Origin of the sequence: Bradyrhizobium sp. 160 (assembly GCF_023073735.1) — a bacterium.
Taxonomy (GTDB): Bacteria; Pseudomonadota; Alphaproteobacteria; order Rhizobiales; family Xanthobacteraceae; genus Bradyrhizobium.
Genome location: NZ_JADPKD010000013.1, coordinates 301,787 through 326,710 on the forward strand (window position 1 = coordinate 301,787; position 24,924 = coordinate 326,710).

Genomic DNA, 24,924 nt, shown 5'->3' on the forward strand with positions numbered 1-24,924 from the left:
TATTGATGCGAAGTCGCCATCCAACACCGGTGATGTCGTTTCCACGACGTCCTATCTACTAGTGTCTCAGGTCGCCTGCAGGTCGCGGCGTGTGCTCGGGTGCGGTCCAATGAGAGTGGTACGGCGATCTCTCACTGCTGCTGTACCCAAAGAACCGAAGTAGCTCCGGCTCCTCAAACGGCACATCGTGAAAGGCTCTTGCGAGCCACTGGCTGCCCGGGTCTCTCTTCCACTCTTGCGGGAAGAGTGCCACCTCGTCGGGCGACTGCCGAACACTGAAATTCTCCAGAGGTTCGTTGCGGATCGCGCTAGACAAGGCCGCCGGCAAGTCGGGGCCGTCGTAGCCTGGAAAATGATTGATCTGAGTAGCCCGTGGATTGATCTCTATCAGCTTCGCTTCCTGACTGTCCTCATCCAGCACGAAATCCAACCCAAATACGCCTGACAACTCAAGATGCCGCGCTATAGAGCGCGCAGCGGCGATCATCGGTTCCCCCCTCACACGCCGAACGACGCTTGCCACCCCGAACGCGCGGCCGCATTGAAGGACCTCGACCGAAGCCCAACCCACAACATTGCCGCGCCAGCACGCGACGGCGCAATTGGCAAGGCGCCCCTTAACGTAGGACTGTACGGACACTTGGGCTGTCGAAAAATTCCTGGCCGTGAAGAACGGTTCAACGTCGCCGTCGTACAGCAGCCATTTCATGCGACGAACCCAGCTCTTTCGAAGTCTCATCCTAAGAAACCCGGGCACGACTTCGCCCCTGTTCCGGAGCAAGAGAACGTCGCTGCCGCCGGAGCTTCCGTCGAGCTTCAGAACTGCCGGAAGTCCGTGCTGACGGACCCAATCCTGTAGGTCATGTAAGCTATCGATTGCTGCCGTTGGAGGTACGTGAACGTGAGGCAATTGCGCGAGGCTGGTCAGGAAGGAACGTTGGCGAACCAACTCATAAAAGTTGGGTGACCCAAGAGAGGTTTCAATGAGTGACGTGATGCCGCGACCTGCGACGCCATCGCAAGCTGAGGCCGCCTCTGCGTAGATGCCATGCAGGTGTGCGACGATGCGATCGTCGCAGGGCACTATAAGATCAGGTCTGGATGCGGCGATACTGTCCTTTATCGATTTATACGGCGAAGTTGGTCTATATTCGAATGTACGGTTCGGGGATTGCATCCGATGAATCGGATGTCCCTTCGGCGCAACGGCATCCACCGCAAATCCCGCTCTTCGAAACGCAATCGCAAGCCGGGCGACATTCGGCCAAAACATGCTGTGCGCAAGCAGGACCTGCGGGATCATTTCCCCGCCCATGCGTCGGCCCGCAACTTCTTGCCGGTTGGCAATTCGATACGAGACGGTCGGCGTAACGTTGGCGCAAGGCGCCGCGCGGCAAAGCCCGCGCCAAACGCAAAGCGCATCATTGGTCCGAAGCTATTCGCCGCGATCGGTCCGATAAGAAACAACCCCTTTACCGACGACTCAAAACGCATCGAGAGCATCGGAGATTGGTTTACGTGCGCCAGCTGCGCAACCAACGTTCTATCCATGTAATCGAGGCGCCGGATGTCGACGCGATAGCCAGTCGCGGCGATGACGTGGTCCGCATGCACCCAGGCTGTTTCGCCATTCGGCCTTCTCAGTTCGAGACGTACCCCCTGGTCGACGGCTGATGCTTCCACAACTTCGCAACCGCAAAGTGCCGGAACGTGGTCAACGAACATCTGCCTCATGGGCCATCCAGCGGCGGGACCGAGATGACGACGCACGACCTCCTCGCGGAATGCATCGGGCATTAAGTGAAAGAGCAGCGGCGCGTCGGTGCACAACCGGGATTTCAGCCCCGGTCCGATTCCAGAGCGAGGATGCCTGATGCGTTGCCAGAGCGATCGCTTGCTCGGGGGCGGATTTGCGAACACCAGCTTTTCGCGGCGGCAGATCAGCGTAACATCGCATTCCTGCCGTTTCAGCAGCGCCGCCATATCGATGGCCGACGCTCCACCCCCAACCACTGCAACACGCCGCCCCGCGAAGCGGCCGAGGTCACGATGATCGTAACTGTGCGAAACGACCTTGGCAGTAAGCGCGCTGAGCGGAGGCGGTACATAGCGGAAATGTCCGATGCCGGTTGCGGCAACGATGCGACGGGCTCGCACGGTAGTTCCATTCTCGAGGCAAAATGCAAAGCCCTCGGCGTGCCGCCGAAGTGAGTGAATAGTCGTTTCCTCCAGGTTCGGGGAGAAGCGATCCCCAAACGCACGGCCATAGTCGATGAACGTCTCCAGCCGAACCGGCGTTTGATCATCGCTATATTTGATCGAATACTCGCTGCAAAAGCGTGACAGCGGATACTCACCCGCCGGATCGTAGAGGTTGGAAGCGAAGCCATCCGACTTCAGCAGCATACCCTCCGGCATGTGATGACGCCACGTTTCCATCGGGCGGCCGAAAATTCGATGATCAACACCCGCCGCTCTGAGATGGGCTGCCAATGAGAGGCCATACGGACCGGCGCCTATGATTGCAACATCAACTTCCATTACGTATCCAATTCGCTCGAGGCGTTGCAAGCCTCAGTCGCTTTCGGCGCTGATCGCCGATCGAAAGTATCGGAGGGAAGCAATTCGACCTGCTCGCTCGATCCCGCGACAGTCAGTTTTGCGCGCAGAGCCAGAGTGAGCTTTTGCAAAAACGAGAGCCGCTCGGAGCGGATCTCCCGTTCGATTGCGTCCGAATGGAACGGAATCGTGAATTGTGTCGCGCGGAATTCTACAAGGCACCTGTCCCACGCTCATAGACGTGTGGACCAGGAGACCCGCGCCAGCCCATTCAACGCCAATGAACTCGATCGACACGACAAGCCTCGCAAATGTGACGTATCGGCCATTGCAACTTGCGCAATGTGACGATGCCTATTTCAAACAAGCACCGAATTGCCCCTACGTTTAATTGTCCCATTCTTCCACCTGAGAGCGGCAGCTTTCTTCCAAGGCTACAGGACATGAAGCTGGGGCATGTTCATTTGTTGATGTGCCATTGATCTGTGCAGGCGAGCCCATCCGCTAAAGCAGCGGCGGTCATTCTCATGCTCAAATACTGAAGGACTCGCTTGCTAGACTGGGACTATTCCGGCTTGCGCCGGCGGCGCCTGATTACCCGGTAGACGCCGTAAGCTACCGCCACGAAGGCGATTCCAGCGCCGGCCGCGGGCCCCGGTGCCCCTTGAGCCGTTCCTTGCCCGACGTACGTGTAACTTTGATCGGGAGGGAAGAAGAAACTTGCGGTGAAATATACACCGGCGGGCACCGCCGCAGCCATTATGAGGAAAATCGCAAGGACCCATCCTGGCAACGTCATCATTCTACTCCTCTTTAAAAACTCCGAATATATATAAATTAAATACCATTATTTTAAATTGCGGTCAACATGGATTTAAAGAGTCCCCCACGGAAGTCGCTCTGCAGTGCACGATGAGCTTTGCGCCACATGGAGAATGGGAGAAAGGTGCGTAGCCAACCCGAGCTCGCGCAAAAACCTCGACCAGAGATAGTCCAGGACTGTCCAGAACACCGGTTGTTCGACATAGACCCCGCCGCGAAAGACCACAAACGTGCGGTCGGCGCCTGCGGCAACATGGCGGATGAGGTCCCGATTCGACCCATCCGGCGTCAATTTTGCCACCTGCATCTGGCAGGTCGCCGTGGTCGCTCGAATAACCGGCGTGTAGTTCACGAATTCCTCGCTCACAACGACATCGAAATGGTTGCGTTCAAGAAACTTAACCAGCTCCTCTTTGAGATAGCTCGGATTATCGGCCGGAATCGCGACCTTCCAGCCAAGGCTGAGCAAGAGCACAATGGCGATGCACCACCTAAATGCGACGCAGGAGTTCACGTCTGACACCCAGCACACAAAATCCGACGATCAAGCTCAGTATCAATGTGCTGCTGACGGCTTCGCCCAACGCACCGTGGAACGTGGCGTAGTGCCACTCGCTTAATCCCATGAAGCTCATGCGGGTAACATTCACGGCTATTACTGAAATGCACGCCATGAGGCACCAAAGTGGATCATAAACAGACCTCTTGTGGCAGACCAATTGGCTCACGAGAACCCAGCACAGCAACGCAAGCGATACGTTCGCAAGCGAAGAGCAGGCTGGCAGAATCACCAGGATTCCGGAGCCATCAGCGAACTGAACGATATCACCGGTCCGGGGGGTACGTAACATCCAGCCTACAAGTGATGCATCTATCTGCAAGATTGCGCTTGCGAAGAACTGAAACAGCATTCTGCTCCAGAGCATCGGCACCGTGGTCGCCAGCAATATTAGAGCGCCGCGGCGTGACGATGGAACGTCCGTACAAGTGATCGTGTAGAAGCTGAGAAAAGTTACTGCGAGCCAGCTCAAAGGGCCTATTGGCAGAACGATCAAAACTAGAAAACCTGCCCCGAGCGCGAGCTCACGCGGACGAATTCCAATCGTGCGGTCCTGGAGAACGAGATACACCCCTACGGCGCACGATACCCAAATGATGACGCTAATCTCGAAGGTACCGAAAAATGCATCGGTCCATCCAAGCCGATTGACCGACTGAAGCATCCGTGATGCGAGGCCATTTGCGCATCCGAGGACGAAGAGGCTCGCGAAGAATTCGCCGCGTGGCAGCTCCATTAAAACTCGCGTTGTATAGCCGCGGTTAATTAATTCGCTTGAAAATGCAGTCGCCATTTAATGCCTCACGCTGCATTGAGCTTAACCGTCGGATGCTCGTACGACAACGTCGTATTTAATACGAGAAAAATACTCGATCAGGTGACTTCCAATAAGTTCAACGGAAAGGTCAGCTTTTCTGACACACCTTTTGGATAGCGGGAGTGTCGGCAATCCGGCCTGGCAGCCGTCGCTATAACCGGCCCAAGCCTGAAACGCCACCTGTCCGCTCGCCCTGAACTTGATCCGGTTGAACAACGTGTGCTGTTACGCCCGATCGGTCGTGCGCTGAGGACTCACTTCTCTGCAGCGGGCTTTGAAGCCCGCTGCTTGCGCGTTGCTAAGATGCCGGCCAGCCCACGGGGCCGGCAAAGGCAACGAACCGAACAGAGCCATCCAATAAGAGCTGCAATCTATGCGCTACCGCTCCTTGAACGCCCGCCCCGCCTGATCCTGCAGCGGCTTAAGCAGATAGGACAGCGCCGTCCGACCTGACGTCTTGATGAAGACCTCGACTGGCATGCCTGGCAGGAGCTTGGCAGAGCCGAGCTTCGCCAGCTCTTCCGGCTTCAGCAGGACGCGGCCCGTGTAGTAACTCGTGCCGGCGCGTTGATCCTGCGTGATGTCTGCCGAGACCATGCTGACCTCTCCGTCGATTTCGGGCGTGGTCTTCTGGTTGAACGCTGCGAAACGCATTGTCGCGATTTGCCCCACATAGACCTGGTCGATATCCTTCGGTGCGATCTTGACTTCGACCGCAAGCGAGTCCGCATCAGGTACGATCAGCATGATCTGCTCGCCGGGAGAGATCACCCCCCCAACCGTATGGACGCTGAGCTCGTGGACACGGCCGGATTGTGGAGCCCTGATATCGATTCGGTTCAACTGGTCAACCGCCGCAGTTTTGCGCTCGCCCAGCTCGGAGAGTTTCGAGCGCGTGTCGATCAGGTCCTTGCCGACCTCCGTCCGCAGGTCCTGATCGATCTGAATGATCTGGAGTCCGATTTCGGAGATCTTGCCCTTTGATTGAGCAATCATGCCAGCCAGCTGGCTGCGTTCGCCTTCGAGACGGGCGGCATCGCGCTCAAGGGAATTGAGCCGCGTGATCGGCACCAGATTCTTTTGCCAAAGGCTGCGCACGCCTTCCAACTCCTGGCGAATAAAATCGACCTCCTTCTGCTTGGCTTCAGTCTGACCCGTATAGCCCTTGATCTCATTTTCCAGCTGCGCGCTTTTCTCCTGCAGCTGTGCCTTTTGGCCGCTCCTCGCCTGGCGACGCAGGTCAAACAGCTTCCGCTCCGCGGTAATTGCTCGGCTCGCCTCGGACTTGTTCTCCTTGGCCCGGTCGAGCAGCACCTTAGGAAACACGACCTGCTCGGCACCATCGCGCTCGGCCTCGAGGCGAGCCTGTCGCGCGAGCAGCTCATCGATGCTGTTCGTGACGATCGTCGCATTCGCCAGCGTCTGAGTCTCGTCGAGGCGAATCAAAACGTCGCCTGCATTGACCCGATCGCCCTGGCGCACGCGCAGTTCCCCCACGATCCCGCCAGTGGCGTGCTGAACCTTCTTGACGCTCGAATCCACCACGACCACCCCTTGCGCGATTACGGCGCCCGACAATTGGCTCGTGGTCGCCCAACCACCGATCCCAAATGTCACCAGACCAAACATGATCATACCGACGATCATGTAACGCTGGATGGACTGCATCGCCGGTACCACCTCGCCGTTCATCGGCCGCCTCCTTGAGCGTCCGCGACCACCTTGAGCGGTACAGGAGTTCGCAACACTTTCTTCAGGACTTCCTCTCTCTTGCCGAAGGACTGAACCCTGCCTTCACCGAGGCACAAGACATGATCAACGCCCTCAAGCGCCTTCGGACGATGCGCGACAACAACGACAATCCCGCCACGACGGCGCACGTTCAGGATCGCCTCGGTCAGCGCCTCCTCGCCCTCGGCATCGAGATTGGAGGAGGGCTCATCGAGCACGACCAGGAAGGGTTTGCCGTAGAAGGCACGTGCGAGTCCGATACGCTGCCGCTGTCCGGCGGACAGCGCCAATCCCCCCTCGCCAATCTTCGTGCTGTAGCCGTCCGGAAGCGAAAGGATGAGATTGTGCGCGCCCGCCGCATGCGCGGCTTCCAGAACAGCGGCGGCTGTCGCCTGCGGATCGAAACGCGCAATGTTCATCGCGATGCTGCCGTCGAACAATTCGACGTCCTGAGGCAGGTAACCGATATGCTTGCCGAGGGCGTCAGAAGACCAGTGATCGAGTGCGGCGTTGTCCAGCCGTATCCGGCCTCGAATGCTGGGCCATACCCCCACCAGCGCACGCGCCAGCGTCGATTTGCCAGATCCGCTCGGCCCAATGATTCCAACCGCCTGCCCGCTCCGCAGTTGGAACGAGACTTCATTGAGGGTGGGCCTCTCCGAGTTTGGCGCGCCAACATAGAGATGCTCGACGGTGAGAGTTTCAACAGGCGGAGGCAATGCCAGCCGCTCCTCCTCGCCGGGCAGAAGCTTCAGTAAAGCATCGAGCCGTTGTCCCGATTGCCGTGCAGCGACGAACCCTTTCCAGTTCGCAATGGCCATTTCGACAGGCGCCAAGGCCCGCGCGGTGAGGATCGATCCGGCGATGATGATGCCGGCCGTCGATTCCTGGTTGATGACGAGGACTGCGCCGACGGCAAGAACCAGCGATTGCAGGATCGCTCGGAAGATCTTGGAGGCGCCCCCGAGCCCGTTTGCGACATCGCTGGCCCGCTCATGGGCCGCGAGATACTTCGCATTGACATCCCGCCAACGCAGCGCCGCCTGCTGCCGCATGCCCATGGCCTGCAGAACCTCGGCATTTCGTCGGCCCTCGAGCGCCAGTGCCGTTCGGGAGACTGCGAGGCGCGAGGACGCCTTGGCCGGCCCCCGCGTCCGGGTTTCCGTGAGCATCGTAATGCCGACAAGCACCAGCGCGCCGGCCAGCGCAGTGAGGCCGATCCAGAAGTGAAACAGAAAACAAACGCCGAGATAAATCGGCATCCAGGGCAGATCGAACAGCGCCGTCGGCCCTCCGCTCGACAGGAAGCTGCGGACCTGATCAAGATCCCGCACCGGCTGCAAGCCATCGCCATCGGCCCTGGTCTTCAAGGGCAGGCGAACGAGCGCGTCGAATATGCGAACGCCGAGCTTTTCGTCGAGATACCGGCCGACTCGGGCGCTGATCCTGCTCCTGACGAGGTCGAGCCCGCCCTGAAACAGGTAAAGCACCGCAGCCAAAACCATCAAGGCGATCAACGTCGGTATGCTGCGCCCGGGCAGCACCCGATCGTAGACCTGCAACATGAAAAACGAGCCGGTGAGCATGAGGAGATTGCTCATACCGCTGAAGGCCGCGAGAGCCCAGAATATCCGACGGCAAGACCGCAGGAAAACCGTCATCTCCGACTGCGACTCATCATAGTCACCGGTCGGCCGCGGGAGACCGGAGAACAGTCGTAGCCGCAAGACTTCGACGAGGTGCTTTGCCCAGGCGATCGGCCCTTGCGTCCGCAGTTCGGCCTCTTCCGCCCACTGTCTTGCGATTACCCCAAACCTCGTCAAACGCGAAAGTTGGATCCGATAACGGCTTGCTGGCAGAGGGATTACCCCCCACCGTTCAAAGTTTGTCATGACTCCCGCCCTTGAAAACGCGCCTTGTGTGACGATCCCCAAGAAGGTCACCAAGGCAGTCCCGAGTTTGATTTCCCTATCGTCGAGCTACTGTTACGCGAAGTAGAAGTCAGGTCGATTTACGCACCGAGCCCTGGCCAACTTGAGCGTGTCGCCTGCCGGTATCAGAGTGATATGATGGCCATCCCGCCATTTAATCTGCTCTCCCAGCTTCTTCGACACGTACTCCACTACGAAGCCGTTCGCGGAGGGCGATGTCGTGGCGACCTATATCCACTACCTCAAGGTCAATCAGCTTGGTCTCAGGTGGCGGTCGCCATGGGCTTTTTTGGGACCGGATAGGGGCCGGGCTGAGGTTTTTTTAACCAGCACATCAAGGCACGGTTCTGCAATAATCGCGCGATTTTCGTTCGATTAAATCGTCGCGAGTTTCTCTGATGTCATGCCGGACAGCGAGTCTCAACAGGCTTCTATTGCGGCACCGCCTCAGCCCACAGAAATCGTTTGCTTAAACGCCCAGCGAGCCCATCTGAGTGCGAGGCCGACTCCTATACCATATTTAACTTATTTATTTCCGCGTATAGTGGCCTTATCGCGATTGGAGTCGAACAAAACTGTCTGATCGGAGCGAAGAAAGTGTAGCGACCCGAGGCGCTCGGTTGCTTGTGGCGGCAGGTCCGAGGATGACCATCGCGCGAAGCGTCACCGGCTAAAGCCACGCGCATCGATCTGTCCGGGCGTGGATCCCGCGAATGCCGCGAAGCCGCTCACGCGTAGATCACAATAGAGGCAGCCAGAACAAAAGAAGGCGGGGACTATCCCCCGCCTTCCATGATCTGCACCGCAGATTGGTGGCTACACCGTGTCGCCGAACACGTGACTACGCGAAATGGAAGTCATGGCTGTTCAGCTTGTCGAGGTGCGTGTTCTTTAGCGTGAGCGTGTCGCTCCCCGTCGCGATGACGACGTCGTGGCCTGACTGGGCCGCGTGGGAGAGAACGCTCGCAAAGCTGTCGAACACGCCCTTGCTGAACGCGATCGTGTCGTGAGCAGGTCCGCGGGCAGCGAAGTCCTTGATGACGTCGTGGCCGAAGTTCGACGCAAACTCGAAGGTGTCCGCCCCCCTTTTGCCGACCATGATGTCATTGCCCGTGGTGCCGGTCAGCGTATTGCTGCGGCCAGTGCCGATGATCGCCTCGCCCGAGCTGGTCCCAACCACGTGGCCGGTCGTGTCGACCCGCTCCGCGGTAAAGGCGTGGCTCTTGCCCGACAGATCGGAGGTGTGGAAGCTCCACTTGCCGTTGTCGCTCGCAGTGACCGAACCGACCGACGTTGTGCCGTCAAACAGCTTGATCTGGCTGTTGGGATCGGCAGTACCCTTGATCGTCGCGGTGTGATCCCAATGCGGACGCACATTGGTGAGTTCCACGGTCGAGCTGCTGTTGCCGCCGTGCGAGCCAATTGGCGGATCAATCGGTTGCGACAAGGCGCTAGTGTTGCCGGCTGCATCGGTGGCCGAGGCGACGAACGTGTGAGATCCGGTTTTGAGGCCAGAGGTCGTCACACTGAAATGTCCATCGGCGCCTGTCGCCCCCGTGCCAAGCAGAGTCGTCCCCTCGTAGACCTTGACGGTGCTGCCCGCCTCGGCCGTTCCGATCACCGTCGCACGATGATGACTGGTCACATCGCTGAGCAGAACCGGAGCATCGGGAGCTGCGGTATCCACCGTGACATCCACCGCAGTCGATGCCTTGCTGGTGACGCCAGAAACCGTGTCCGTCGCAGTGAGGCTGTGCTTGCCGTCAGACAACGCAGCAGTCGAGTAGTGCCACGCCCCGTTCGCATCCGCCGTGACGGTGCCGAGCTGGGTCGTGCCGTCGAACACTTTGACCGTGCTGTTGGCAGCCGCAGTTCCCGCCAGGGTCAGGGTCTTGTCGTTGGTGATGTGATCACCGGCGACACCGCTGTCTGTCGAGAAAGAGGCGATTTTCGGCGCGGCCGGCGCTGTGGTGCCCGCGCCCGACGTGCCGGAGCCGGAGGTGCCCGTACCCGAGGTGCCGGTACCGGACGTGCCTGTACCCGAGGTGCCTGAACCGGACGTGCCCATACCCGGGGTAGCCGAACCGGACGTGCCCGAGCCGGTGGAGCCCGACGATCCAGAACCAATGACCGGATCCACGACCGTCGACGCAGCACTGACGTTGCCCGCAACGTCAGTGGCCTTCGCCGCCAGCGCATGTGAACCGGCCGACAACGCAGACGTCGTGACGCTCCACGCGCCACTCGAGTTGGTTGTCGCCGTCCCGACCTGCGTCGTTCCGTCATACACTTTGATCGCGCTGTTCGCTTCGGCAGTCCCCGTCACCACCACCTGATTGGCAGAGTTGGCGGTGTCGCTCGCGATCGTCGGCGCAGCTGGTGCCTTCGTGTCGACGGTGACAGCCACCGCAGCCGAGGCCGCGCTGGTCTGGCCCGACGCGTTGGTCGCGGTCGCGGTAAGCGTATGCTTGGCGTCGGTCAGGACCTTGGTGATGTAGTCCCAGGTGCCGGTCGAAGTCGCAGTCGTCGAACCGATCTGGGCCGAACCGTCGTAGATCTTGACGGTGCTACCAGCGGCAGCCGCACCCTTGAGCTCGAGGGCATTGTCGTTCGTCACACCATCGCCCGCCACACCGCTATCAGTCGAGAACGAAGCGATGGTGGGCGCAGCCGGAGACGTCGCTGTGGACGTCGCAGGCGGAGTCGTAGACGCTGTGCCCGACAAGGTGTTGTCGGCGCTTATGACCTTGCCGCTGCGCATATCCACGTTGTTGGAGAGCGACCAGCCATCCATCGATCCGGTGTAGAACGCGCCATAGGCGCCCGACGTATCGAAAAAATTGTCGTGCGCCAACGCTGTTCCGCTAATGGGCGTGACGGCGGCATTCGAAGACGCATACTTGCTGCTGCCATGTAGCATGTATGACATGGCCGTGTCGCCCGTCGAAATCATCGTATTGTAAGCAAAGACCGGATCTACCAGCGTGCCGGAATTGGATCCATCGTTGATATCGAACTGGTAACCCTCGCCGCTCGCCGCTGAAGGCGTTTCGTAACTGGTATTGAATTCGATATCAATCTTGTTCGTGACGCCGCTACCGGTCTGTTGCAAGTAGTTCAGATGCGAGCCGGCAACCGTACCGCCGTTCTCGATTAGATTGTACTTATAGGTGAGGTCAGTGCTGCCACCGATCTCAACCGCATGCTGCGGGAAATCCTTCATCCAATTATATTGGACAACGACGTTGCCACTGCCCGAGATGAGCGCGCTGCCATCCGCACCTCCGATCAGCGTGCAGTGCTCAACCGTCAGATTTGGCGAACCAGGACCAGCATCGATCAAGCTCGTTGGCGTCGTCGCCTGGAATTTGCAATTGGTTATGACGGCATCGGGAGAATTCGTCAGGTAGACGAACGCACCGCCGTTCGTTGAGAAATCGATGCCATCAAGATGCACGCCGGCTTGACCGTCAATGCGAACCATATTGCCGCTGATCGTGATCCCAGGACCACTAAGAGTCTGCCAGTCTTTCAGCTGCGTATCAGCGGGTACGCCCACAGCGTAATCAACGCCGGCGACCTCCCAAGAGGGCCGCACGGCGTAGCCGTCCAACAGATTGGGAAGTTGCGGTGCGCCGGTGGACGCACTTAGAGAACCGTCATTCAGGGCCATGATTACCTCTTGGCTTGTGTTCCGATTGGAAGATGATCAGCCCACAGGGCTGATAGGGCATTGCAGTCTCCGAATTCACTGACGCGAGAGACAACACACGATCACTTGTTGCGCCGTGGTGCCGTCGGGCCGATTGAAAGCAGCTGTCCGCAAACGGCCGCCGAAGCTCGCATCACGTCGATGCGCATCGAATCGTTTCATATCTGTGAGTCCCTAGTCGACGCCCCCAACGGCTCGCGTTTTGGTACTCGGCGCAAGGCGATTTTTTGACCATTTATGGGCTCCGATGCGATCCTTCTTTGATTTCATCCCCAAGATTCTCACGATCAATATTGCCGTTACATCTCGCATCTAATTCGCAGCGCGAATGCACTCTCGACGCACTAAATGACACGAATTAAATATTACCCGCGCGAAATAGCGCGCTCGCATTCCGCGTTGATTCGATCGCTTTTAGATCACGCAAAGCCCCTTTACCGCTGAAGGCAAAGCGAGCCGCGTTCGAGCATATGCCTTGCGGAAACGGATAGGCGATGCCTTCTCGTTGCAGATCCCGCATCCTTTTTTTACCGGGAACGATCTAGCGCCGGGAGATTCGAGATGGACCTCTGTCCCAACAAGAATTATAATCAGTGCAGTTTAATGTCTGTCGTATATTGGAATTTCATGGGCTACGCCGAACCAAACGACCTCAGCAATCGATTTCGCGTTCAACGATTTCGATTATTCGCGCCTATAGTCACTCAAGTTCTTGCCAACAAGAGAACTTGCCGGATTCTGGATATGGGCGGCACCGCAGCCTACTGGGAGCAATTCGGCAGTGATTTGGACTGGGATCGGGTTGAGGTTTGCACATTGAATCTGGATGAGTCTGAGATTGAGACAACACATCCAAAGATAATCTCGGTTGTTGGAGACGCATGCGACGCCGCGGAATTTCACGATCTCAGTTTCGACATTGTTCATTCCAACTCGGTCATTGAGCATGTTGGACGCTGGGATGACATGGCGGCAATGGCAAAGGAGATACGCCGACTCGCCCCCCGTTATTTTGTCCAGACCCCTTACTTCTGGTTCCCATTTGAACCTCACGCTCGTTTTGCATTCTTCCATTGGATGCCTGAGTCAGTGCGATATCGAATCTTGTTAAGTCGCACTTGCGGCTTCTGGAAGCAGCACACGGATGTGGGCCAAGCCACGAAGGCGGTTCAGAGTGCACTGTTGCTTGACAAACGACAGTTCCAGCATCTCTTCCCCGATGCTAGAATTGTCAGCGAACGATTCTTTGGATTTGTGAAATCGCTGATCGCCATTCGCTGAAGACACACGGATGCTTGCCGCTTTGGGCGACCTACCTGCTGCCGGCAATGCTGCGCGCTCGGCGTTGGTTAGGTCTAAGCCGGCTTCGCCTCACGCACATTCTCGGCAGTTCTAGACGTTTCATCGACAGCATTGCTGTCTTCGGCGGATATTCTGATCTGCCAGGACTTCGTACGCCCCCGAACTCAGCAGGCCCCGGGATAGTTGCCTCCATCAGCGTCGAGTTGCAGCGACGACGGCGAAGTAATTTCGCACCGTCCTTTTCGTAACGCGTTGCAACGCGTCTGAACCAATTCAGCTTTGAGAAGCAGCATTCGACCAGACCACGCTCGGCATAGAGCATATGTTGAACCAATGTTGATTGCGCGCGAGATTGTGCGCGGTGACATTTGGAGCGATCGCGGTTCGGAATGCATCGGAGCGTAGACCGTATCGGCCATCACGACCTCGGCAGAGAGCTCCTAGACGAGTAGCTGGGCTTGCGGCGGGCCGCTGGCCTGACCTGCATCAGAAAGAAACGGACCGGGACAACCCAAGCCGGGGACACCCAGATGGGTTCCTGTCATCAGACGAGCCGTGACCTGCCCTTCGGCCGAATGGCTAAGGCTAATACACACGCTCCGCGACCATTTCGCCAGCTCCAAACATTTTATTGACAGCATCGTCATGTCCAGCAATTATTTCGAACAAATAGCAGATTTAATATTTTTAGTTTTATGGGCCATTGTTCCGCGAAAACGATCTCCCGCCGGTTCCTGGCTTCGGCACTATTTCAGCCGAGTCCGCAACCTTGGGTTGCGCCAACCGTGTACACGGTCTTCTGGTTGCAGGGCCGATTGCAGAATGATCCCGTAGATGCCAAACGGCGCCTGGAAGTTCAATGGCGCCCCCCCGGGACAGCCAGAGGCTGCCACGGTGCGTGAAGCTGTCCGATTGCGTCAGCAACACAGCATCGCGCACAAGATTGCAGGCGCGTGCCGTGCACTCTCGTACACGCTCCACTATGTACGTTGGCGGTTTCGGTTCGCAGAATTCGGTTGGCGCTCCCGGCTGGAAGCCCCCGATCTGCTCACCCACCCGGAGCACATCCGGATCGGCAATCATGTTCACATCCGCAAGGGCGCTAGGCTGGAAGCGATAACCAGCACAGACGCCTGCGAAGTCCCGAAGATCGAAATCGGAGATGGGACATCGGTGCACCTATACTCTCACATCGGCGCTGTCTCGCGGGTGCAGATCGGTCGAGACGTGCTCATCGCCGGCCACGTTTACATTACAGACCATGACCATGCTCTTCCCGAGCCCCGCTTGTCGACCACTCGAAACGCAGTCCTCATTGCCGCGCCAACCTGCATCGACGACCATTGCTGGTTGGGTGAAGGCTGCATGATCCTCAAAGGAGTCCATTTGGGCCAAGGATGCGTCGTCGGCGCGAACGCGGTAGTAACCAAAAGTTTCCCTCCCTATTCCGCGGTTGTGGGCATTCCGGCGCGCCTGGTAAGCCGGTATGACCAGGCCAGGAAGGAGTGGGTCGCCGTCGGTAGCGAGCAGATGCATGAGTGACGATGTGGTCGGCCTGGCAAAGACGGTCTTGGTCTTGGCCTATCATTTCCCTCCTATCGGCGGCGCTGGTGTCCAACGAACCGTCAAGTTCGTGAAGTATCTTCCCGAGTTCGGCTTCCGCCCCGTGGTCGTGACGACCGGCGACGCCAGCACCGCCCCTTCGTCGCCGCGCGACCCTTCCCTTCACCGAGAAATACCGGCTGGTACCCCCGTATACCGGACCCAAAACACTCCGGCCGCGCCCTTTGGTCACCGGATCGCTAGCATCGAGGACCGTTTGCTGGGGCTGGTGGGGCGCAGCGGCCGAAACTCAAGAGCTTGGATCGAAGCATGCACGAATGTGGGGCTGCAAGCCGGGCTCGAGAATCCGCCCGACTTGGTATATGCCTCACTCTCGCCGTTTGAGAGTTGTCCGGCGGCAGCTTTCATCGCGCAAGCCTTTGGAGTGCCATGGGTCGCCGACCTCCGCGATCCGTGGGCTCTCGACGAGATGATGGTATATTCAAGCCGCTGGCATCGCGCGGCTGAAATTCGGCGGATGCGGAGAGAATTGAGTACCGCTCGGCTCATCATCATGAACACCCCGGAGGCAACCCGCGCCTTGAAGCAAGCGATGCCGGAATTCTCGAAGAGAGCTGTCACAATTACCAACGGCTTCGATGCCGACGACTTTGCTCGTCCCCCGTCCCCCAAACTGCAGGGCCAATTCCGAATTGTTCACACTGGCCATCTGCATTCCGAGCTCGGCGCCCGCCACCGCCGCAATCGATTGGTTCGCCGATTGCTCGGCGGGCATCGACTACCCGTGGATGTAGAGACTCGCTCGCACATATACTTGTTGGCTGCGCTGGCGCGGTGGCGAAGCGAAACGCCAGACATGAGCCGACACGTTCGGCTGGTGCTGGCCGGCCCGATGACGCCTTCAGACCGATTGATCGTCGAAAGGTCCGGCGTTTCGGACCTGGTCGAGATGCCGGGCTACGTGGATCATCAGCGTTCCATCGACTTCATTCGCTCGGCGGAGATCCTGTTCCTGCCGATGCACAATCTTCCGGTGGAAGAGAAGGCACGTCTGGTTCCCGGCAAGACCTATGAATATCTCGCCGCCGGCCCCCCCATTCTCGCCGCAGTGCCGGACGGAGATGCGAGTGATCTGGTGAAGCAATCGCGCAATGGCGACGTATGCCGGCCGGATGATGTAGACGGCATGCTAGCCAGTTTGCGTGCGCGCTACGAGTCCTGGCTTGTCGGCAAGCAGCAGCTGCCGACGAATCCCGATTTTTGCAGTCGTTTCGAACGCCGTGAATTGACGCGCGCGCTTGCAGCGAATTTTGAGTGCATTCTACCCCGCTGATATCTCCAATTATGAATTGATGGAGCGCTGAGCATGTGCGGAATCGCCGGAGTATGTTGGCGGAGGCCTCGACCTTCAGGCAGCCCGAACGTGGCTTCCCGTATGGCCGACGCGCTGTCCCACAGGGGGCCCGACTCGGCAGGCAGTTATGAGGCGCCCTTCGCAGAGATCGGATTCCGTCGCCTTGCCATCATTGACCTATCCACCGGAGATCAGCCGCTCTCCAACGAGGACGGCTCCATACAGTGCTTCCTCAATGGCGAAATCTACAATTATAAGGACTTGCGCGACAGGCTACGAAAACTGGGTCATACGTTTTGGACCACCTCTGATACTGAAGTTCTCCCGCATCTCTACGAAGAGTATGGCACCGACATGTTCTCGATGCTCAATGGCATGTTTGCCGTTTGCATCGTCGATCGCCGGCAACAACAAATCATACTGGCCCGCGACCAGATCGGCGTTAAGCAGATGTACTATGCAGCATCCAACGATTGTGTGGTCTTCGCCAGTGAAGTCAAAGGGATCCTTGCGTCAGGCCTCGTCACGCCCGATGTCGATCGATCCGCAGTGATGAGCTATCTCGCACTGTTCTACGTGCCGGAGCCCCGTACCCTGCTTCGTGGTATCCTCAAGATTCCGCCCGGCAGCTTCCTGCGCCTCGCGCCGGGAGTGATCCCAGAACCGGTGAATTACTATCAACCGCCAGCTCCCATCTCCCCTGACGATCGTGATCCCGAACAGGCCATAGCTGAAACGCGGAATCTCGTCGAGGACGCCGTAAGACTTCAACTGCAGGCCGACGTTCCGGTCGGGATAAGCCTGTCCGGCGGCGTTGATTCCAGCGCCCTCGCATATTTCGCATCGCTGACGAGCAGTTCACCCCCTACAGCCTTTACTGTCGATTGGCCGGGGACATTCGAGGGCGAAGTTGCGGGGGCCAGAGATCTATGCCGGCATCTCGGTCTGCCGCACCGCATCCTTCGGCCGAAGCTTTCCGACCTGATTGAGGAGCTTCCGCTGCTGGCTTGGATGTGCGACGAGCCGATTGCTGATCCCGCGATGTATTCGCAGTTCGTGATCGCGCGTGCAGCCAGAGAACATGTCAAAGTCCTGCTTACTGGCGCGGGCGGCGACGAGCTCTTCGGCGGATATTCCTCGTACGGGCTTTCGACCAGACGCAGATGGTACGTTCGCATGCCAAGACCGATACGACACGCCATGCGTCCACTTGCGCAGCTAGGCGGTCTGTCTCGCGACGAGATTGAGGCGCTGGATTTGTACTCACATTCACGGCTTCCGTGGCACACCCGTGCAATGGCGAGCATTGACTCTCCGACGCGGTCGCTTCTCGCCAATCACCTAGGTGCGTCCGCCGATGCGTTCGTGAACTTCCGACATTGGTTCAGCGAGTACCGCGAGCTCGATGCGACCTGCCAGCAAATGCTGGTCGACTTGAAAACCTACCTCCCGGACCAAGTACTTCCCATGGTCGATCGCGCAACGATGGCTGCGTCTATCGAGGCTCGTGTGCCGCTATTGGACGTGCGGCTGGTCAACCATGTGTTCTCCCTCTCGACGAGGACAAAGCTCGGTCATCCTACGGTGCCGAAGCGGCTCCTGAAATTGGCAATCGAGTCGGGAGTGCCAGCCGATACCCTGACCCGAAGGAAAGTTGGACTTCCTTCGCCTATGGCAACACTCGTCCAGAACGAGTGGAACCGTACGTTGCCCGCCGCGCTACTTCGGCCGTCGAGCTTTGTCAGAACGCTCCTTCCAACGGAATGGCTGAAAGGATTGCTTGCGACCAGAGAAATCGCGCTTTCGAACTCAAGGGTTCTGTACTCGCTACTGGTACTTGAACTTTGGCATAGATTGTTTGTCGTCGAGCGGTCGGTCGGTCGCCCAGCCGTTCGTACCGAAGAACTTCTGGACATCCCTGCACAACGATCCAGGACTCTGTCGGCGGCGTCCTGATCAATCCATCGGGCGCCGGTCAGGACGTGCGATTGGCAGCCCTGCTAATCGTCAATCCACTCGCCCCAGATCCAATGCGAGCGTCACCGCGAGCAACATCGATAACGAGCCGCTTCCACTCGCCTCCCACCACTCGCCAGAATCGCGGCCCCCATACCCGCATGAGAGAGGCATAGCATTGCAGGCGATCGGAACGATCAAGCTCGACGCGAGAAATCGCTCGCAGAACTTCCAAGAATTGTTTGGTGCGAGGCATCACGTAGCGACCTCGGTTTGTTGCATCCATCTTCTCGTCGAATTGCTCCTTCGACTGATACTGACTAAAGCTAGTTCCAACATGCACCCTGGCCTGGTAGAGGTCGCGCGGAATCCGCCAGAACTGGCCGATCATCGCGAGTTCTGCGAGTAAGACCACATCCGAGGATTCAAAGCTTCCGATGAGACCCGTTTTCGCCAACACACTCGATCGATGAAGCCCGAGAGCCGGATAGCACAGACCGGAATGCCTCAGCACCCGCTCAAGTCTTCCGCTTACCGTTTCCTCGCGGGTGTCCAGATGGTCTTCGTAGCATCCCAGAAGATGGCCGCGCTCATCGATTTGAACCGATCTCGGATAGACGAGCACGACTGAACTTGGTGCCCTATGGAGCGAATCAACACACTCCCGCAAGAAGCCAGGGCTGCACACGTCATCATGTACCAGCCATTTGAAATAGTCGCATTCGGAGAGATGGAACACCCGCCGGAAATTCGGCGCAATGCCGATATTGGCTTCATTCCGAAAGTAGCGAACCCTTGAGTCGTGCCGAGCATATTCCTGGCAGATATCCGCCGTACCATCGGTCGAAGCGTTATCGGAGATCACCAGTTGGAAATTCTCGAAATCCTGGCTGAGGGCGCTATCGAGCGCCTCGCGCAGGTATCGCTCACCGTTGAATACAGGCAATCCCAAAGCTACGCGTGGCTTTCGCACTCATACTCTCCATGTGCCCGATGACTCCGCATAAGCATACTACCGATACCACTTAGGACGAGTATTCAAGAGCTGAGCGGTGGGGCCTTAGCTCTCGCCCACCGTCCTCGCGCGGATATTCTCCGCCCCCATGTGTCGCCCCCGGCTTCGAGTAGATCGACGCCGGCAATCGCGATAGGATGGCCCAAGACGGGATCCCGCTCAGCAGCCAAACATCGTATGCAGCAAATGCCTTACTTTCAACGGCACCGGCGGTCCGATCTATCCTGTCCTCGGCCTCGGCGCTCGGCTGCCGCTCATGGCGAGACACAATTACTACCGTGGGCGCGCCGATCGCGACCCGAGATCGAATTCGCAAACGCTTGATCCCGGCGACTCCTATGTCCCGCCGGACCTGAGGACTCTGTTGCTGGCGCGCAGTCCTTGAGCTCGGCAACCAAGCACGCCAGAGTATGGCACCTGCCGGCACCTGGGCGAGGCAGCCCCGTCCCAAAACGCTCCGTGAGTCTCAGGGAATGCCCACGTTATTGACTCGGCCTCATGTCCCTTTTTATTTAGTTAATAATATTAATGTTTGATATATAATAAAAACCAATATATATTGTGAACGCCGCCTTATGTTTAGACCGAATGTATGAGCATGTCCGCCCGGAGTCTGGAAAACCATTCTTGAGCGGGCGCATGCCCCTCGTCATTTGCATTGAGCGCTAAAGGCAATGGCTACCAGGCACCCGCAATCAAAATCTCTCCTTGTGTCTTTTAGTCCGCACGCTCAGCGACTGGAACTGAGCCGCGCCGACGCGACCGGAAGGCATTTCGGAGACGAAATCCTTCTGAAGGTACTGATCATCGCCATTTTCCTGCCAGAGGGCCTGTCATTCTTTATTGGGGATTACCGCTTCTCGCCCGCGCGGGCGTTCCTAATCATTGTCAGCCTTGTAGTGTTGGCACGGGTTTCCAGGCGGGCAAGCATGCCACGCTCAGTGTGCGTACCGTCGGACATCATGGCGCCTCTCGCAGGACTGTGGATGGTTGTTGCTGCGATAGCAACCGACGGGATCACTTCGGGTTTCAAAGGTGGAATCGCGCAGGCGCTTGAATTTTCCGGCACCTATTATGCCTTTCGATATCTGCTTGGTCCTATCGATAGCTCGGTACGGCTGGCGGCATTTCTGAGTAAGATAATCGTGCTTGTTGTCTTGATTGCGCTCTTAGACCCCCTTAGCGGCCAATTGTTCACGTACGAGTTTGTCAAAGGGCTCACTGGCTACGTGAAAATGGCTTACGAGACAGCCAAGGCTAGCCACAGCGAGGCGATTTACAGGGATGGCCTCGTCCGCGCGATGGGTCCACTGGAGCACTCGATATTGTTCGGGACCGTTTGCGCTTGGTTTGGTGCTCTGGCGCTGTTTACATTTCCGGGTCGGCTGCTCCGTTGGACCGTCCCAACTGTCGCAATTGTCGGCCTCTGGTTTTCGCAGTCACGAGGGCCGCTGCTAGGTCTCGTCATCGCATGCGCTCTGGCGGCCCTCTATGCTGCCACAAGGCAGTTTGGCGCTAGGTGGAAAGTTCTCGGTCTGCTCGTCGCTTTCGCGGTCACCGCAATCTTCCTCTTCTCCGGAAGTCCGATTGCCACGCTGATGACAGTCGGAGGACTGAGTCCCGAGGCCGCCTGGTACCGACAGGCAGTCTGGAATGCCGCATTACCATTGGTATGGGGCTCCCCGCTTTTCGGCATCGGTTTGACCGAAGATTGGGATTGGCAAGTCAATGGTGCGTTGATCGGAACGAGCGTGGACGCTTTTTGGCTCAGGACCGCGATGATGTTCGGGATTCCTGGCACCTTATTCATCTTCCTGACAATGGCAGGGGCATTTTGGTTAGGTCCAATCGATAACGCTGATAGCCTTTCCCGCGAAGAGCGGTTGTTGTCCGTCGCACTTGGCGTCGTCGTGACAGTTGCCACGTTTCTGGGTTTCACAGTGCACTTTTGGGGAGCTTGTTGGATTTTGCTTGGCGCTTTTCCCGGTATTCGAGCGAACCTCGCCGAATGCGCGATCGTACGTCACAGACATGCCTTCGATGAACTTGGGAAGGCTGCTCCGAACAGCTACGTCAGATCAGCACTTGTTCGCCAATGAGGTGATCTCCAGAGGGCTTTCAAGAACCGAGGACTTCGCGCGTGTGAGATCGCAAAGGCAACGCCATTCCACCATCTGGCATCCCGAAACGCAGGTGTCATGCATCAGTATCAATATCGTGTCCAAATCCTCAGGACCCCCAAGGAAATCGAAACAGTTCGCGAATTTTGGAATGATTGCAACCCTGGTCGAGACGCAGATCTCGATTTCTACCTGTTCTTCGCGGCTCTCCGCTCGGAAGCACGACGACCACATGTCGTGGTGCTCTATGATGCAGATACTCCAAAGGCTCTTCTTGCTGGCAGACTTGAGGACGCCCGGTTATCCATCAAGCTCGGTTACTTGAGCCTTCCGGCGCCGTCAATGCGCCTCCTGCAGTTCGTGCACGGTGGATGGCTAGGAGATACATCCAATACCAACGCCAAACTCCTTATCGGCAGCGTCCTCGATTCACTGAAGACGGGCGAGGCCGAGGGGGCCGTCTTCCATTACGCCGAGGTCGATTCGGCTCTGTTCCGATCGGCCAAGACACTTCCGCGCTGGTATTGCTCGGACTATGCCGTCAACCATCAAATTCATCGATTTCGCGATATTTCAAACCGAACTGAAGTCCTGTCTAGTCTGACAAAAAAGCATCGATACAATTTCAGAAGTCTCGCCCGAAAGCTGACGGATACCTTTCCCAATAGTAGGATCGACAAACTTTCGAAGCTCGACCAACTCGATCGGCTCGTCGCCGACGCAGAGAAGGTCGTAAGTAAATCGTATCAGCGTGGTCTCGGAGTCGGCTTTTCCGCAACGCCGATCGTCCGATCACGCCTTGAGTTTGAGGCGCGTAAGGGATGGCTGCGGGCATACATCCTTTATCTCGACGAGCGGCCTGGTGCCTTCTGGATCGGCTCGCTTCGGAATGGAGTGTTCGTCAGCGATTATCTCGCCTTTGACCCTGCCTACGCCAAATACGGCCCAGGTCTATATCTGATCGTACAGGTGATCGAGGAGCTCGGTCGAGATCCGATTGGCCCTCCGATCGAGCAAATTGATTTCGGCATCGGCGATGCACTTTACAAAGCGAGGCTTTCGAATCGCGAGCGCCAGGAGGCCGTCATCTGCATCTTTGCACCGACGGCAAAGGCCGTGGCGATCAACGCGCTCCGCTCAGGACTTGGGACGATGACCCAGGCAACCAAGACGGCGATGGGGCCACTAGCTGACAAAATCAAGCGGCTTTGGCGGATGAAGGTGACCGAGAAGAGCTAATTCTTACGGCGAGCACAGCACCAACCGCGAAATCATACGAACCATGGCAATGGCCAACAAATCGGCGCGCGAGGACGACGTCGAAATCGGGCGCCGACCATCTAGCAACGTTCCGAACCACTTTCACGCGCTCTCGCAACGCCCTGCCAGACACAGAATCCGGGAGCGGTAGGTATTTGGCCGATTTTCGCGAGAAAATCGGTTCGCTCGTCGACAACCGCGCTTTGCTCGGGACGGTAATATAGCAGATACAGCTTTCCCTGGTGTCGCGCCAGATTGCACAAAACCTGCCGCATGACGGTTTCTCGAAAAGGATTGAACATGAACACGACTATATCGCCTTCTGGAAACTCGAATTGAGCGGCATCTTCATTCCTGACTTCGACCCTCACTCCCGCAATCTTGCCGTTCTTGATCGCAAGATCGACCAGCGACTTCGCGAACTCGACACCAATCACGCGTGCAAACCCGTGCTGAGAAGCCGCAATCAATGCACGTCCCTTCCCGCACCCTAGATCCACGAATGTGAAGGCGGACCAATCCTTGTGCAAGAACGACAAGGCCGTATCCAGCTCATCCGCAGGAATGGCCTGATATCTTTCACCGTATCGCGCGTTTGCGGAGTCCGTGTCCAAATCCCATACGGGTGATATCCCACCGGTGTCAGTGCCGTATGTTGCATCAAACAAATCTTGGTTTGACCTCGCTGGACCCACCCCACTGAGAAAATACCGACCGGCGCGTCGGCAAGTCTCACGAACTCCATGAGTGCGCAGGGAATTGAGCGCTCTATACCCCAGAAGGCCGATTCTCCGAGTCATTGTCGGGTCTCTCCCCTTCCAACTAGTAATCCTATAGAAGTTGGATGCTGAACGGGTGTCAACGATCTTTGAACTCGCTCCGTTTTTCTGATTTCAGGACCCAACACTCGACTCTAGTCTCGATCAGGTGGCAGGTTCGGTCGGCCCCAAGGCAATTTGAACACCTTCGGCGATTTTGCAGGCGGTTGGCACGGATTGCCGACCACTCGGCGCAAGCTATCAGGCTCGACAACATCGGCTCGGCCACGTCACGCCGGCAGAATAACAACTATCGCCAACGAAATCGCGTGACAGCATCGAAACCGATGCATACCGTACACGTGCCAACTGCGATCAGATCCATTGACCGGCGTCCGCACTGGCGACCAAGTATTGAGGTTCTGCCTTGTTGGCTGCAATGATCTCGAGATCGTGCACCGCACTCCTGTTGTCTTGCTTGCCGTTCGCATTGCGTGACGGTACTGCATCAGAACTCGATCTGCTGGACGATGGACATGCGAACGCACCGCACGCGCCCATTCAGAAGCCAGAACTATTGACAAGCTATGTCAAGAGGCCACCTTGGAAAGTGGCTGGTGTTGATTACGGCGTTGGTGTTCCGGCCGATACCGTGCTTACCGACTGGCGCGATTTGCGCGGTCCAGGCATTTCGATCGTCGACAATCTTGTTCGCGTCGACAACACCAACGGCGTCCATATCGACAGCGTCGATTTTTCCCTTCACGGAGGTGCGATCCTCCTGTTCGTCAACTCTCCCAGGGGCGTCGTAACCAACAGCAAATTTCAAAGCACTAGCAGCGCCGGAGAGATAAACGCCGATGAGCAGTCGCCTGATCTTACAGTACAATTCTGCACGATAGCAGGAGGAGCCGACGGCAGCTCGCTCATCTCTGCTCATGGCAATGTCGTTGTTCAGTACAACTGGATGAGGGATTTCCCGCAGCACGCGGTCGAGATAGGTGGCACCACCAATCTCATTTACCGTTACAACCTTATCGAGAATGGCGGAACGGTTGCCGGTGCTCATCTCAATTATTTGCAAATGATGGGATCGAACGTAACGAACGCGGTGGTGATTGCGTACAACACGACGTATCAAACGCGCCAGGCAGCGAGCGGTGAAGGCTTTCAACTCTATATCAGCGATGGGACCAACTCCGGCGTATTGGTAAACCCTACATTTGCCTACAATACGATGATCGCGAAAGGCCGCCTTGCGATGTCCTACATGCTGCATGGCTCGAGCAGGTACGCAACGAGCAAGCCCCATAGTACTCCTATCGAGGGGATTGCGACTGCTCATCACAATTATTTCGACACGACTGGGGCGTATGGTGCGTTTTATCCAGGTTCTGTTTTGAAATGGTCTCTGGTTGAAAACTGGAACATGATCACAGGGAGGGGCATTCGATAGACCGGCGGC

Annotated in this window: 16 protein-coding genes and 1 pseudogene; 7 read left to right on the plus strand and 10 right to left on the minus strand. The window is 57.5% G+C overall.

Annotation, left to right across the window (positions count from 1 at the left end):
• Positions 1–58: 58 nt before the first annotated feature.
• From IVA98_RS07585 to IVA98_RS07615, 7 genes are all read right to left on the minus strand, one after another.
• A complete protein-coding gene (locus IVA98_RS07585) occupies positions 59–1,303 on the minus strand; it encodes an ATP-grasp domain-containing protein (protein WP_247298824.1) in 1,245 nt (414 codons plus the stop codon).
• A complete protein-coding gene (locus tag IVA98_RS07590; protein ID WP_247298823.1) occupies positions 1,300–2,541 on the minus strand; it encodes an NAD(P)-binding domain-containing protein in 1,242 nt (413 codons plus the stop codon). Before IVA98_RS07590 ends, IVA98_RS07585 begins: the two co-directional genes overlap by 4 nt.
• Before the next feature lie 892 nt (positions 2,542–3,433).
• Positions 3,434–3,895, minus strand: coding sequence for a hypothetical protein (locus tag IVA98_RS07595; RefSeq protein ID WP_247298821.1), 462 nt, complete (start codon positions 3,893–3,895; stop codon positions 3,434–3,436).
• Positions 3,873–4,733 carry a hypothetical protein gene (locus IVA98_RS07600; protein ID WP_247354592.1) on the minus strand — a complete coding sequence of 287 codons (861 nt, stop codon included), beginning with the start codon at positions 4,731–4,733 and terminating at the stop codon, positions 3,873–3,875. Before IVA98_RS07600 ends, IVA98_RS07595 begins: the two co-directional genes overlap by 23 nt.
• Positions 4,734–5,135: 402 nt before the next feature.
• Positions 5,136–6,449 (minus strand): HlyD family type I secretion periplasmic adaptor subunit, encoded by a 1,314-nt coding sequence (locus IVA98_RS07605; protein WP_247298819.1) that lies wholly within the window; start codon positions 6,447–6,449, stop codon positions 5,136–5,138.
• Positions 6,446–8,149, minus strand: coding sequence for a type I secretion system permease/ATPase (locus tag IVA98_RS07610; RefSeq protein ID WP_247298848.1), 1,704 nt, complete (start codon positions 8,147–8,149; stop codon positions 6,446–6,448). Before IVA98_RS07610 ends, IVA98_RS07605 begins: the two co-directional genes overlap by 4 nt.
• 1,111 nt (positions 8,150–9,260) lie before the next feature.
• Positions 9,261–12,092: an Ig-like domain-containing protein gene (locus tag IVA98_RS07615; RefSeq protein WP_247298818.1), complete on the minus strand. Its 2,832-nt coding sequence runs from the start codon at positions 12,090–12,092 to the stop codon at positions 9,261–9,263.
• Between the two features lie 666 nt (positions 12,093–12,758).
• On the opposite strand from IVA98_RS07615, the gene IVA98_RS07620 reads away from it, so the two are divergent.
• Positions 12,759–13,412, plus strand: a complete 654-nt coding sequence (locus tag IVA98_RS07620) for a class I SAM-dependent methyltransferase (protein ID WP_247298817.1) — start codon at positions 12,759–12,761, stop codon at positions 13,410–13,412.
• Positions 13,413–13,653: 241 nt separating this feature from the next.
• Here IVA98_RS07620 and IVA98_RS37485 read toward each other — a convergent pair.
• A pseudogene (locus tag IVA98_RS37485) lies at positions 13,654–13,752 on the minus strand (IS5/IS1182 family transposase); the annotation flags it as partial.
• A 515-nt stretch (positions 13,753–14,267) separates the two neighbouring features.
• Here IVA98_RS37485 and IVA98_RS07625 point away from each other — a divergent pair.
• Genes IVA98_RS07625 through asnB form a run of 3 tightly spaced genes read left to right on the plus strand, consistent with a single transcriptional unit; the run spans position 14,268 to position 18,306 of the window.
• Entirely contained in the window at positions 14,268–14,975 is a 708-nt protein-coding gene (locus IVA98_RS07625) for an acyltransferase (RefSeq protein WP_247298816.1), read from the plus strand.
• Positions 14,968–16,329, plus strand: a complete 1,362-nt coding sequence (locus tag IVA98_RS07630) for a glycosyltransferase (RefSeq protein WP_247298815.1) — start codon at positions 14,968–14,970, stop codon at positions 16,327–16,329. The genes IVA98_RS07625 and IVA98_RS07630 overlap by 8 nt, the downstream gene beginning before the upstream one ends.
• A gap of 33 nt (positions 16,330–16,362) precedes the next feature.
• The gene (gene asnB / locus IVA98_RS07635; RefSeq protein WP_247298814.1) at positions 16,363–18,306 is read left to right on the plus strand and encodes an asparagine synthase (glutamine-hydrolyzing); all 1,944 of its coding nucleotides are present in this window, start codon (positions 16,363–16,365) and stop codon (positions 18,304–18,306) included.
• Between the two features lie 19 nt (positions 18,307–18,325).
• Here asnB and IVA98_RS07640 read toward each other — a convergent pair whose 3' ends face one another.
• Entirely contained in the window at positions 18,326–19,279 is a 954-nt protein-coding gene (locus tag IVA98_RS07640) for a glycosyltransferase family 2 protein (RefSeq protein WP_247298813.1), read from the minus strand.
• Between the two features lie 716 nt (positions 19,280–19,995).
• On the opposite strand from IVA98_RS07640, the gene IVA98_RS07645 reads away from it, so the two are divergent.
• Positions 19,996–21,420, plus strand: a complete 1,425-nt coding sequence (locus IVA98_RS07645) for an O-antigen ligase family protein (protein ID WP_247298812.1) — start codon at positions 19,996–19,998, stop codon at positions 21,418–21,420.
• Positions 21,421–21,519: 99 nt separating this feature from the next.
• Positions 21,520–22,680, plus strand: a complete 1,161-nt coding sequence (locus tag IVA98_RS07650; RefSeq protein WP_247298810.1) for a GNAT family N-acetyltransferase — start codon at positions 21,520–21,522, stop codon at positions 22,678–22,680.
• Positions 22,681–22,781: 101 nt separating this feature from the next.
• Here the strand turns inward: IVA98_RS07650 and IVA98_RS07655 are convergent, their stop codons facing one another.
• The gene (locus IVA98_RS07655; protein ID WP_247298808.1) at positions 22,782–23,240 is read right to left on the minus strand and encodes a class I SAM-dependent methyltransferase; all 459 of its coding nucleotides are present in this window, start codon (positions 23,238–23,240) and stop codon (positions 22,782–22,784) included.
• Between the two features lie 697 nt (positions 23,241–23,937).
• On the opposite strand from IVA98_RS07655, the gene IVA98_RS07660 reads away from it, so the two are divergent.
• Complete coding sequence (locus IVA98_RS07660) at positions 23,938–24,915, plus strand: right-handed parallel beta-helix repeat-containing protein (RefSeq protein ID WP_247298806.1); 978 nt, start codon at positions 23,938–23,940, stop codon at positions 24,913–24,915.
• Positions 24,916–24,924 lie beyond the last annotated feature (9 nt).